The organism is Halodesulfovibrio spirochaetisodalis (assembly GCF_001672295.1).
Classification (GTDB): domain Bacteria; phylum Desulfobacterota; class Desulfovibrionia; order Desulfovibrionales; family Desulfovibrionaceae; genus Halodesulfovibrio; species Halodesulfovibrio spirochaetisodalis.
Map to the genome: position 1 here is coordinate 12,735 of NZ_JXMS01000009.1, position 12,207 is coordinate 24,941.

Here is a 12,207-nt window from a genome sequence, read left to right on the forward strand (position 1 = left end):
CGTTATGCATATAGCGGGTTTTTTTGTGCCTAGCCGGCAGGATGTTGGCGCATGTACTCACTGACTGTTGCAGTGATAGTGGCGACTGCTTGTTGTGTGAGGTACTCTTTATTCTCTTCCGGTTCCATGCTCACCATAAGAGCCAGATGCATGCCCAGTGCAAGCCAGAATCGAATTTGTCTGCGGTCTACTGCAAGGCCAAACCGTTCTTCTATTGTTTCGTACAGCACTGAGCGGATTCGCGAGTCATGTGTTTCGCTTAATTCCTTAATGTGCTGATTCATGACACCTGCTTTAGTCAGTTCAACCGCAAGAACATGGTCTTCGGGAGAATGGTCCGTAATAAAGTTTTTAAGCAGGCAGCCTATAAACTCGACAATATTACCCCAGGCAGCTTCGTATGAAATCTGGTCTATAAGAAAAGTGTGGGATTCATCCAGTCTGTCTGCATAAAGGCGAATAATAATATTTTCTTTGTCAGGGAAGTAGCGATAGATGGTTCCGATATTTAACCCTGATTCAGCGGCAACTTTGTTGGTAGTGAATTTCTCATACCCTTCTGTAAGAAGTACGCGTTTAGAGGCCGTGAGAATCTTGTTTATGGTTGCTATCGCACGTTCCTGTTGCGGTTTTGTGCGTAACGAGTTGTTCATGTAGTGCTCCTTAATGCTACTCTCATATCCCGACAATTGCGTTGGCTCAAGAGGGATTGGAAAACAAGCAAAAGGTTAACTCTGATTAATCTGTTGTAGCAAATTTGTGGGCAGCTGAGGAGTCCTTATATACGGGAGTATCGGAAGGATGGTGTGTTTTGGTGGGGTTCAAAAGGGCATAAAAAAACTCCGAAGCATAAAAATGCTTCGGAGTATGTTTGCATGTGGCGGAGAGGGAGAGATTCGAACTCTCGGTACCAGTTTTGCTAGTACACACGATTTCCAATCGTGCTCCTTCGGCCGGGCTCGGACACCTCTCCGCGTTGCGAATTGAGTAGCTATCAAAGGAGAGGGCGTCATGCAAGAAAAAAATATAAAAAGTCGTACACAGATAGTGTGTGCTGCATGTTTTAACGGCAGCATAGGATGTTCATCGTAATTTTATTACAGGATGTGGATTTTATATTTTTCAGCAAAGCGTTTTTTGTCTGCTTCTGAAATTGTTTTCAATGTGAGCACGTCGCGCAGGAAGTTTTCAGAAGGACCGCCCGGAGCATTGATAACGAGTATATGGCTTTGGACTAGTGCCTTGAAACTTCGGGGTACAAGCGTGCCTGCAATGACCATGTCTCTAGCATGGGCTACGAGTTTTTCTCCATTTACAACAAACTCTACCTTGCCGGAGATGACATAGAATATTTCGTCATCAATTTCATGATAGTGATACGGAGCGCCGTTGCCTGCAGAAAGAATGCTGTCAAAGATTGAAACTTTTCCTTCTGTGTCTTCTCCTGTTGCAAGAAAAGCAAGTTGTTCCCCGCCTGCAGGGCTGTATGTCTCAGCTTCGCCTTTGCGAATGAACTTATAGCGCATGGTTGGGTAACCTCCGTATGCCTTTGGGCAATCATGTGTTATTGCGGAAGGGGTATGGAAGTATAGCGCGGTGGAGAAAAAAATCCAATATTCTTAGAGGTTCTTTTGGGAATGGAGAGATGGTTGAGAGGTAATAAAAAAAGCCCTTTGATTCATTGAATCAAAGGGCTTTTGCGTACATGTGGCGGAGAGGGAGAGATTCGAACTCTCGGTACCAGTTTTGCTAGTACACACGATTTCCAATCGTGCTCCTTCGGCCGGGCTCGGACACCTCTCCGCGATGGAAAAAGAAGGCACAAACATTACTGCTTGCGCCTTCTGGGAGTCGGACACCCACCTACAACTGCTACGGCTGCTTTCTCTCGAACCTGACCGGGTTGACAGCGTAAATGCCATCCGACTCCCTACTCAATTAGGGTAAATTTGTTGACTGGCGGAGAGGGAGAGATTCGAACTCTCGGTACCAGTTTTGCTAGTACACACGATTTCCAATCGTGCTCCTTCGGCCGGGCTCGGACACCTCTCCGCGATGGAAAAAGAAGGCACAAACATTACTGCTTGCGCCTTCTGGGAGTCGGACACCCACCTACAACTGCTACGGCTGCTTTCTCTCGAACCTGACCGGGTTGACAGCGTAAATGCCATCCGACTCCCTACTCAATTAGGGTAAATTTGTTGACTGGCGGAGAGGGAGAGATTCGAACTCTCGGTACCAGTTTTGCTAGTACACACGATTTCCAATCGTGCTCCTTCGGCCGGGCTCGGACACCTCTCCGCGATGGAAAAAGAAGGCACAAACATTACTGCTTGCGCCTTCTGGGAGTCGGACACCCACCTACAACTGCTACGGCTGCTTTCTCTCGAACCTGACCGGGTTGACAGCGTAAATGCCATCCGACTCCCTACTCAATTAGGGTAAATTTGTTGACTGGCGGAGAGGGAGAGATTCGAACTCTCGGTACCAGTTTTGCTAGTACACACGATTTCCAATCGTGCTCCTTCGGCCGGGCTCGGACACCTCTCCGCGTCGAGGTGGATAACTAGCAAACAGGATAGTACTTGGCAAGTGAAAAAGCAAAAAAAATAAAAAAAGGGCGGCGAATATGCAGCCCTCTCATGGTTTATTCTTTATCTGTTTTTTTAGTATCGTCCAGAGAAACTCCCTGGTCAGAATCCGGGAATCAGTTTCCCCAGTTTCGAATAAATCGCACGATAAAAAACACAGCAACAATTGCTGCGAGATACGATGAAAAGTCTTTCATTAAAAAAGCTCCAGACCTGCATAGATGATAATAACCATGCGTAAGAATTATTGTGCAGTCAATTTTACAATAGCGAGTTCAGTTGTGCGGAAAAATCTGTGTATATTTTCCCTGAGGATCAAAAATATAACAGGCAGTTTCATATGGCAAATGAAAAGGGCGGCTTAATTGCCGCCCTTTTACAAGCTATTTGCAGTTGTACTTTTTCTTTTTAGCAGAACCGCATGAGCATCCTGACGAGGAGCCTCCCCGTCCGTCAAAGCTGATGCCTCAACCCGAAGGTTTATGGCCTTTAGGAACAACTTTGATGCAGACGAGTGCTATGATCACTAACCCTATAATGGGTATGAGGTACTCAAGCATACAAGCCTCCTTTCGGATTCTCCGCTACTTAACGCCAATGCCTACCACATGGTATCCGCAGTCAACGTGCAGGACTTCACCGGTAACGCCGGATGAAAGGTCAGAGGCAAGGTACAGTGCAGAACGTCCCACATCCTGTGTGGTAACGTTGCGCTGTTGCGGAGCATTTTCTTCAATGTAGTTAAGAATTTTACGGAAACCGGAAATGCCGGATGCAGCAAGAGTTTTAATCGGGCCTGCGCTGATGGCATTAATGCGGACATTTTTCTCGCCGAGATCAACGGCAAGGTAACGTACGCTGGCTTCAAGAGCTGCTTTGGCAACACCCATTACGTTGTAGTTAGTAATAACCTTTTCAGCGCCGTAATAGGAGAGGGTGATAACTGATGCGTTATCAGTGAGCAGATGCTCAAAAGCACCACAGACAGCTGTCAGCGAGTAAGCAGAAATGTCCATGGCAAGTTTGAAACCGTCACGGGAAGTTTCAATGAAACGACCCTGAAGGTCTTTACGGTCAGCAAATCCGATGGAGTGAACAATAATATCCACGCCACCCCATTTTTCTTCAACCAGTTTTGCAGCGGCAGCAATTTCTTCATCACTGCTGACATCACACTGGAAGATAAAATCACCCTCGAGTTCTTCACAGATAGGCTCAACGCGTTTTTTTAACGCATCGCCGAGGAAGTTGAACGCAAGTTGTGCGCCTTGTTCTTTGAATTCTTTGGCAATGCCGTATGCAATACTTTTATTGTTGGCAACACCCAGAATCAGGGCTCGTTTCCCTTCAAGAAGCATAGGAACTCCATTTCAGTTTGTCTGCATGTAAGCAGACTTCTACGGTATTATTGTGGTTGCACTCATTAGAATAGCAGTGTTTGCCCTGTAAGTATAGTGTAGGCCTCAGCGTACTTTTTGCCAGTTTCGGCAACAACTTCTTCAGGTAATGCAGGTGCAGGAGGAGTTTTATCCCAGTCCTGTGTGCTGAGCCAGTCACGCAGGTATTGCTTGTCAAAGCTAGGCTGTCCTTTACCCGGTGTGTAGCTGGACTTAGGCCAGAAGCGGGAAGAGTCCGGTGTGAGAACTTCATCAATAAGAGTCAGTTCACCGTCAACCATACCGAATTCAAACTTGGTATCAGCGATGATGATACCTTTATCTTCTGCGAAATCACGACCTTCAGAGAAAATGCGCAAACTTACATCTGCTACTTTTTCGGCAAGTTCTTTGCCAATCATTTCTGTAGCACGTTCAACAGAAATGTTTTCGTCATGGTCACCGAGTTCTGCTTTAGTGGAAGGAGTAAAGAGCGGAGTCGGGAATTTTTCAGACTCAACCATACCTTCCGGCAGTTCGTAACCGCATACGGAACCGGTTTTCTGGTAATCTTTCCAGCCGGAACCTGAAATGTGACCACGCACAATGCATTCGATAGGAAGCGGCTTTGCTTTTTTAACAAGCACAGAGCGACCTTCTAATTCATCTGCATACTTGTGCAGCGGCTCTGGAAAATCTTTTACGTCAGATGCGATGAGGTGGTTGGCAATGATGTGCTCAAACTTTTTCATCCAGAACAAGGTGATCTGGTTAAGGATAACACCTTTGTATGGAATCGGTTCTGCCATAATTACATCGAATGCTGACATGCGGTCGGTTGTAACAATAAGTAGACTGGAATCGTCAATTTCGTAGATATCGCGAACTTTACCGCGGGAAAGAAGCGGGTAATCAGTAATTGTTGTCTGCGTAACGACTTTCATGTGAGAACTCCTGCAAGGGGTTAATTTTTTAAGCGGGTTTCTGCGGAACGGGCGTGTGCTTCTAGTCCTTCAAGACGTGCAAGACGCGCAATTTTTGGCGCATTCTTTTGCGTAAAGGAAGCCGACGCAGCAATAATGCTGGATTTTTTTGTGAAGGTTTCAACGGACAGAGCCGATGAAAAACGTGCAGTTCCGTTTGTCGGCAGCACGTGGTTAGGGCCTGCAAAGTAATCACCGACAGGTTCCGGAGAGTTGGCGCCCATAAAAATGGCACCAGCGTTGCGGATTGTCGGTAACAACGCCCAAGGATCTTCAACAATAACTTCCAGATGCTCAGGTGCAACATTGTTGGAAAGCTCCACAGCAGTTGCCATGTCTGGAGTAACAACAATAGCACTCCAGTCTTTCAGGGCGGTTGCGGCAATTTCATTGCGCGGGAGCAGTGCGGTCTGCGTGCCAAGCTCTTCGCGAACAGCGCTTGCGAGCTGCTCGTCGTCTGTCACAAGAATGGCTGACGCAAGCGGATCGTGCTCTGCTTGTGAGAGCATGTCTGCGGCAATTTGCACAGGGTTTCCGGTTTTGTCTGCAAGGATAAGAATCTCGCTTGGACCGGCGACCATGTCGATGCCGACCGTACCGATAAACATACGTTTAGCGGTAGTCACAAAGATATTTCCCGGACCGGCAATAACATCTACAGCAGGAATGGTTTCTGTGCCGTAGGCAAGGGCGGCAATAGCCCATGCACTGCCACAGGCAAACACATCGGTGATGCCAAGATGATGCGCGGCTGCGAGAATATACTGATTGGGAACGCCGTCAGCACGTGGCGGTGAGACAACGCAGATGTTTTCTACGCCGGCAACCTGTGCTGGGATAACGTTCATAAGCATACTGGAGATAAGCGGGGTGTCACCGCCTTGTCCGCCCGGTACATAGAGCCCGGCACGGTCAACAGGGCGCACCACCTGTCCCAAAATGGTTCCGTCTTCGCTTGTGGTGAACCAGGATTTCTCTTTCTGGTTTTCGTGGAACGTACGGATATTGTGTGCAGCTTCTTTGATGATATCAAAGTCTTCTGCAGGAATGTCCTGAGCAGCTTTAGCCAGAGTTGCTTCAGAAACGCGCACCATATCCTCAGTAAACGAAGGGCAGTCAAACTTTTGCGTGTAATGAACAAGAGCCTTATCCCCTTCTGTATGCACATGATGCAGGATTTCACGCACCACAGGTTCAACAGAATTGTCAGGGTTATCCCGTCCAGCGAGAAGTTCCCTGATTCCCTTCCAGTCATCGTTGGACTGGTAGCTGATCATACGACAGGGCATACTGGCTCCTAATCAAATAAGGTTCATAAAACTAAATCCGACGCACCATCCTTATAAGAGGGCGTCGGAAAAGTCGAGTCGATCATGTTGAGACACTGGATACAATTAACATGTTCGTCAAAATTCATAATCTAAAAGAAATATAGCACGATACGCGTCGCGTGTGTCAGATGTTCCCCATACTTCCGGATCAACTTCTATGTGAATGTAGCCCAGCCTGATAATCAGGTTGAGGCGTTCATCCAGTTTCAGGGTAGATTCTGTATCGAGTTCAATAAGCCAGTCTTTTGTGGTGAGGTAGGTGCCCCAGTTATTTCGGTACCCGCCTTGAAGCAGTTCCGTGGAAAACCGATTGTTTTTAACTATGGAAGGGCTGTTTGTGCCGCGCATGTAGAGTAGTTTTATGGATGAAGTGAAAAAGTTGATGAGGCTTAAATCATCTACAAGCAAGCCCAGAGTCCAGCGCCCTGTGGCGTCCTGCAGGATAAGGGTGCTTTCTGTAGTAATTGCTGTGCGATAGTAACCGAAATCGGTAAGTCCCCATTGGTTGGAGACAAACGGCATTCTGCCTGCTCCATTTTCATAGGAGTTTGCATTATCTCCGCTACCCCACCAACCAAGAATACCTAACGTGTAATGGCGGAATCGCCAGTCGAGTTCGCCGAGTAATACAGCGCCTTCTCTGCTGGCAGGATCGTTACCACCATAGAGTGTTCCCCACATGAGATCACTCTTGAATACAAAGTCGCAGGGGAGATGGTATTTGCCGGAGAATCCTGTCCAGAATGCCCACGGGTCACCGGAAAAATCTGAAAAGCCGTTCCAGATGCCTATGTTACTACCATCAATCCAGGCAGAACCAAGCGGGTCACCTGAAACATTTTTTCCAAAATTAGAATATAAGACATATGGGGTTGAAATTTGGGAGCCAGCTGCGCATTTGACAGCCAGAGAGTATATATCCATTGTACGGTTCGATACAGTTTCATTTGGCCTGTCGTACGGTCTGCCCCATACGATGCTTCCGCTGAAAACATCTGTAAATTTATATGCCAAGGCAATAGCTGCGACAGTATCGTCTAAAATGATCGAGCCGCCAATCTGGTTGGGCATATGGACAGAAATGAGTCCGGCTCTTCCCCGAAATTCGCTGTCTTCCGGTTGGACATGTACGAAGAGTTGTGAGGTCTGTACGTTAACGCCCTGCGAGCCGATCTGCCCACCGGTAAACTCACCATAGCCGTACTCGTCACCATCATCGACTCCCCAATAGGTATCCACTTCAAAGAGTCCTGTGGCAGAAACTGCATCATCAGGGTTTACATCAAACTGGAGCTGGAAGTACTGAGCTCCGCGGAAGTTATTATTAACCTCTTGTTCAGAGTAGGGTGATTCAAACCCCAGAGTAGAGCCGGTTGACCATTGAGTAAAGACTTGCAATGTGCCGGAAGGGCGAACTTCGAAGGCTGCACATGGAATAGAGAAACTAAGAAAAGCAAGAATAAAAGCCATTGTCAGTGCATAGTACGTCTCTCTCATTCTCTATTTAAACCTCTGATAGTAAAGTGTATTTTTACGCTATGAAGTGTGGGTATAGATGGGGATGATATTTTAGACTGTGTATTTTTTCGACCAGATTGCAGCGGTATGAGAGATTGTAGAAAAATGGTATATGGATACGTATGGAACCGATTGATTTGAAAACGATTCCCGTTTCTCCGGGAGTCTATCTATATAAAGATGTACACGGGCGTGTGGTCTATGTGGGGAAAGCCAAACATCTCCGCAAACGTGTGGCGTCGTATTTTCGTCCGCCGGAGACACAGACACCTAAGACACGGGCAATGCTCCGGCAGGCTCAGTCCATTACAACGCTGATCACTACAACTGAAAAGGAAGCGTTGCTTCTTGAAGCAAGTCTCATCAAGAAGCACAAACCGCGGTATAATATTCTGCTGCGGGATGATAAGCAGTATGTTCTTTTCAAATTGAATAAAAAGCATCGCTGGCCTCGCCTTACGCTTACCCGAAAAGTTCTTAAGGATGGTTCAAAGTATTTTGGACCCTTTACCTCTTCCCATTCTGCTTGGCAGACGCTCAAGGCAGTCCACAAGGTATTCAAGCTTCGCAGGTGTTCAGACAGGGCTTTTTCCAACAGGGTTCGACCTTGTTTGTATCATCATATGGGCCAGTGCATGGCACCATGTTGTCTTGAGATTTCTCATGAAGAATACTCAGAACAGGTACAGCGCGTGGAATTGCTTCTTTCGGGTAAATCCAATGAACTAGTGGAAGTGCTGACTGCGAAAATGTACGCGGCTTCAGAAGCTATGGAGTTTGAAACAGCAGCGCAATTGCGGGATCAGATTAAAGCCGTAGAAGTGACAGTAGAAGCGCAAGCTGCCGTTATTCCAACAGCACATGATATGGATGTGATCGGACTGGGCGAAACTGACGCAGGGCTGGCGCTCGGCATTCTGTTTATCCGCGGTGGCATTCTTATCGACAAGAAGTACTACTTCTGGGCAGGGCTTGATCTCGAAGAAGCCCCTGAATTGCTGCTGACCTTCCTTTCTCAGTACTACAATGCGAACAGCTTTGTTCCTTCGCGTGTGGTTGTTCCGTGGGGCAACGATGTGCTGGGTGATGAAACTGAAGCTGAGCCGCTTGCGGCTCATGCAGAAGCATTAACAGAGCTCAGAGGCATGCAGGTGCGTGTTGCTCCGCCTCGAAATGATACTGAAAGCAAACTGGTCACCATGGCGACAGCCAACGCGATTGATGATTCTAAAAATAAACGGATTGTCAGCCCGCTTGCCATTCTCCAAAAACGTCTTGGTATGTCAGTAGAGGCATATCGCACTGAGATTGTGGATGTTTCACACACGTCTGGTAAGGATACGAGAGTTGGTATGGTCGTGTTTGAAGGGGAGCAGCCTGCAAAAGATCAGTACAGAACCTACGCCTTTACAGACGAAGAAGGCGGCGGGGATGATTACGGTGTCCTCGCATTATGGATGGAGCGCCGGTTGAATTCCGGTCCGCCGTGGCCAGATTTATTACTGATTGATGGTGGCCGCGGGCAATTGAATGCTGTGACAAGCGTTTTGGAAGCACACGGGAAGAGTGGGTTGTTCACCGTAATATCCATTGCCAAAGCAAGAAAAGATGAGACCGGTAGGGCAGACAGGCGCAAAGGGAATATTGAAGACCGGATTTTCCTTCCGGGGCGTTCAAATCCGCTCCAGTTAAAAGCCGGAGCACCGGAGTTGCTGTTGTTGCAGCATATGCGTGATCTTTGCCATGACTATTCCATTGGAAGGCACCGTAAAGCTCGTGCGGGCAGGGCATTATCTGGTGAGCTTCAGCGTATTTCAGGAATTGGTCCAACCATGGCGAAAAAGCTGTGGGCACAATATTCATCTGTTAAAGAGATGGCCGAGGCATCTGTTAAGGATTTAATGCAGATAGACGGAGTAGGTAAAAAAAAGGCAGAAGCCATTTATAAGGGGTTGTCAGTTTTTCGTGGGTAACAGAATGAGGTTGTGAGGTTGTACTCACACAATAGTATGTGCCACTCTTGCTTATCACTGCTTTGGTGTAGCTATACCATAAAAATATTTAAATTTGTTGCATAAATATACAAAAAGTGACTACAACTAGAATCGTTAAGTTTGCAGCAGTTAATAGACTAATAAATATTGATTGAAAGCAGAATAACGAAGGATAGTTAGAAAAGTGGTTGAGTACGTCGCGAAATGGCGTTATGTTAGCGTGTACTTACAATGTGAAAAAAAACACTACTTTTTCAGAAAATTACATCAAGGTCGTAGACGTAAGTATTTTATTGGTGTATCTGGGAAATATAGATATATATTTGGGAGTTTGTATAGGGTGTTGCTTTAACGAAAAACATGAGGGGGATATCTTCTACATTAGGCGTAGTGTGGAGATATATGAAGCATACTAGTGATCTACACAATAAAGTCCCATAATGGCGTATTGGGGTGTGATAGAGTCCGGTGTGTCTCCTCGTAGCAATGTGTAGGGAGAGTAATGATGCGTTCTGAGTTGACTAAAATTGTTCATGAACTGGTGTTAAACAGTCCAATTCCAGCTAAAGCACTCGCGAAAGAAATCGGTAAACCGTATTCTACCTTGCTCCGCGAAGTGAACCCGTATGATGCAGGAGCTAAGTTGGGTGTTGAAACATTGATGGACATTATGAAGAAAACTGGAAACATTGAACCATTAGAGTACATTGCTCAAGAAATGGGATTTGCAATTGTAGATCCAAAACTTATGACAGAGCCAAGTGACACTGCAAGTCTTGCTGAAATTGCGTAGCAAGTAGTTACTCATTAGTACGTTGAGACTTACAGTCTCTGTCGATTTTTAAGAGACCTGTTTTTACAGGTCTCTTTTTATTTGGCATAGATGGTGCGAAGCTGGCGAATAACTCTGGAGCCAGTAATTTCTTTTACCATCTCGTTCCATACAAAAAAAACAGCGTCTTACATGCGGTTTGCATGCAAGACGCTGGAGCTATTAAATGACTGGTCGGGCGGAGCAACTGTGCAGAGTAAACACTAGGTTCGTTTCTGCCGAGTCAGGCGCTGCGCGACTAGATTGATTTTTCGATGATTCCGCCGCCGAGAACTGTGAGCGACTCGTCGTAGACACAGCAAACCTGTCCGCTTGCAGGCGGTGATTGCGGGTCGTCATAGGTTACAAGCAGTATGTCGTCCTGTTCGGTAATGGTTACAGGGATAGGCTGCTGTCTATAACGGGTGCGTACCAGAAGTTTTTGTGCCCAATGGTCTTTGGCAACAAGATAATTCATGTTGCTGACAACACAGCCGGTGGAAAGCAGTTCAGCTTTAGGTCCGACAACAAGGACATTTTTTTCCATATCTTTGCGGATAACATATAAAGGCTCTTTCCACGCGATACCAAGTCCTTTGCGTTGCCCCTCTGTGTATTGCCACAACCCGTTGTGTTGTCCCACTACTGTGCCGTCCGCAAGTTCCATGTTGCCACCGGAACCAAGTTCTGTCCCTCGACTGAGTAAAAACGCACGGTAGTCATCATCAGGAACAAAACAGATTTCCTGACTTTCGCTCGGGTACGCAGGGGCGATACCGCGTTCAGCCAGTTCTGCCTTAATATCTTCCTTCTTCATTTTCCCCAGAGGAAAAATAGCTTTCTCCAGTTGCTTCTTGGGAACAAGTGAAAGGAAGTAGCTCTGGTCTTTTTTAGGATCATGCCCGCGAGACAATGTGCGTCCGTAAACAGGGTGGTCTTCCAAAACAGCATAGTGTCCGGTTGCAATGGTGTCCGCCCCAAGTTTTTCCGCCTCGCGAAGCAGGGCTCCGAATTTCATTGTGGCATTACATAATGCGCACGGATTCGGTGTACGCCCATGCACGTATTCGCTCATGAACGGCGAAACAACGCATTCTTCAAATTCATCGTGCAAATCCACAGCATGGAACGGAATATCCAGTGCCGCGCACATGGCACCAATAGCCTCCTCCCGTTCTTTACTCGGGGCGAGAAAATGTGCGTGGAGTGCAAAAATATTGTGGCCTTGCTCCTTCAAGGTGAGCAACGCATAGAGTGAATCTGTTCCGCCGCTTACTGCAACAGCAATAGTCATAGTTAGTCCTGAGCGTTATTTTTTAGATTGCCTTTGATGTGTTTCTGACGAGCAGGTGGCTTGCTCCTGCATTTATGTCTCCGACGGGCAGGCGGGCTCTGCCCCCTGCACCCCCGCAAGGGGACATTGTCCACTTAACCCTAAGTATACGCGAATCTGTCCGTTATCTACAACGCTGGAAGCCGCGTAGGAGCTACCTTTCTGTAACTGAGGTGGTGTTTTGTTTAATTCTTTCGACAGTACTTCTAGAGTGTGAATACCGTATAAGTAAAAAATACCCTTCCCCCCTAATCGGGGTCAAGGGGACAG

The 12,207-nt window shown here is 46.9% G+C and carries 9 protein-coding genes, 5 tRNA genes and 3 other RNA genes; 2 read left to right on the top strand and 15 right to left on the bottom strand.

Features of this window, described 5'->3' with window-relative positions:
• Positions 1-29 precede the first annotated feature (29 nt).
• From SP90_RS06405 to SP90_RS06470, 14 genes are all read right to left on the bottom strand, one after another.
• Positions 30-653: a TetR/AcrR family transcriptional regulator gene (locus SP90_RS06405; protein WP_066853770.1), complete on the bottom strand. Its 624-nt coding sequence runs from the start codon at positions 651-653 to the stop codon at positions 30-32.
• A 225-nt stretch (positions 654-878) separates the two neighbouring features.
• Positions 879-973, bottom strand: a tRNA-Ser gene (locus SP90_RS06410).
• A 124-nt stretch (positions 974-1,097) separates the two neighbouring features.
• Positions 1,098-1,526, bottom strand: a complete 429-nt coding sequence (locus tag SP90_RS06415) for a cupin domain-containing protein (RefSeq protein ID WP_066853772.1) — start codon at positions 1,524-1,526, stop codon at positions 1,098-1,100.
• A 182-nt stretch (positions 1,527-1,708) separates the two neighbouring features.
• Positions 1,709-1,803: transfer RNA gene (locus SP90_RS06420), tRNA-Ser, on the bottom strand.
• Between the two features lie 36 nt (positions 1,804-1,839).
• Positions 1,840-1,935: signal recognition particle sRNA small type (ffs, locus tag SP90_RS06425), an RNA gene on the bottom strand.
• 22 nt (positions 1,936-1,957) lie between these two features.
• Positions 1,958-2,052: transfer RNA gene (locus SP90_RS06430), tRNA-Ser, on the bottom strand.
• Between the two features lie 36 nt (positions 2,053-2,088).
• Positions 2,089-2,184, bottom strand: an RNA gene (ffs, locus tag SP90_RS06435) — signal recognition particle sRNA small type.
• A gap of 22 nt (positions 2,185-2,206) precedes the next feature.
• Positions 2,207-2,301 (bottom strand) — tRNA-Ser (locus tag SP90_RS06440).
• Positions 2,302-2,337: 36 nt separating this feature from the next.
• Positions 2,338-2,433: signal recognition particle sRNA small type (gene ffs, locus SP90_RS06445), an RNA gene on the bottom strand.
• 22 nt (positions 2,434-2,455) lie between these two features.
• Positions 2,456-2,550, bottom strand: a tRNA-Ser gene (locus tag SP90_RS06450).
• A 625-nt stretch (positions 2,551-3,175) separates the two neighbouring features.
• Positions 3,176-3,949: an enoyl-ACP reductase FabI gene (locus SP90_RS06455; RefSeq protein ID WP_066853774.1), complete on the bottom strand. Its 774-nt coding sequence runs from the start codon at positions 3,947-3,949 to the stop codon at positions 3,176-3,178.
• Between the two features lie 65 nt (positions 3,950-4,014).
• Positions 4,015-4,911 (bottom strand): phosphoribosylaminoimidazolesuccinocarboxamide synthase, encoded by an 897-nt coding sequence (locus SP90_RS06460; protein WP_066853776.1) that lies wholly within the window; start codon positions 4,909-4,911, stop codon positions 4,015-4,017.
• Positions 4,912-4,931: 20 nt separating this feature from the next.
• The gene (gene hisD / locus SP90_RS06465; RefSeq protein ID WP_066853778.1) at positions 4,932-6,239 is read right to left on the bottom strand and encodes a histidinol dehydrogenase; all 1,308 of its coding nucleotides are present in this window, start codon (positions 6,237-6,239) and stop codon (positions 4,932-4,934) included.
• A 117-nt stretch (positions 6,240-6,356) separates the two neighbouring features.
• Positions 6,357-7,778: an outer membrane homotrimeric porin gene (locus tag SP90_RS06470; RefSeq protein WP_157471207.1), complete on the bottom strand. Its 1,422-nt coding sequence runs from the start codon at positions 7,776-7,778 to the stop codon at positions 6,357-6,359.
• A 143-nt stretch (positions 7,779-7,921) separates the two neighbouring features.
• Here SP90_RS06470 and uvrC point away from each other — a divergent pair, with 143 nt between their 5' ends.
• Both uvrC and SP90_RS06480 read left to right on the top strand, forming a co-directional pair.
• A complete protein-coding gene (uvrC, locus tag SP90_RS06475; RefSeq protein WP_066853782.1) occupies positions 7,922-9,772 on the top strand; it encodes an excinuclease ABC subunit UvrC in 1,851 nt (616 codons plus the stop codon).
• Positions 9,773-10,298: 526 nt separating this feature from the next.
• A complete protein-coding gene (locus SP90_RS06480; protein WP_066853784.1) occupies positions 10,299-10,586 on the top strand; it encodes a phage regulatory CII family protein in 288 nt (95 codons plus the stop codon).
• Between the two features lie 277 nt (positions 10,587-10,863).
• Here SP90_RS06480 and mnmA read toward each other — a convergent pair whose 3' ends face one another.
• On the bottom strand, positions 10,864-11,898 hold the full coding sequence (mnmA, locus tag SP90_RS06485; RefSeq protein WP_066853785.1) for a tRNA 2-thiouridine(34) synthase MnmA: 1,035 nt from the start codon (positions 11,896-11,898) through the stop codon (positions 10,864-10,866).
• Between the last annotated feature and the right edge of the window lie 309 nt (positions 11,899-12,207).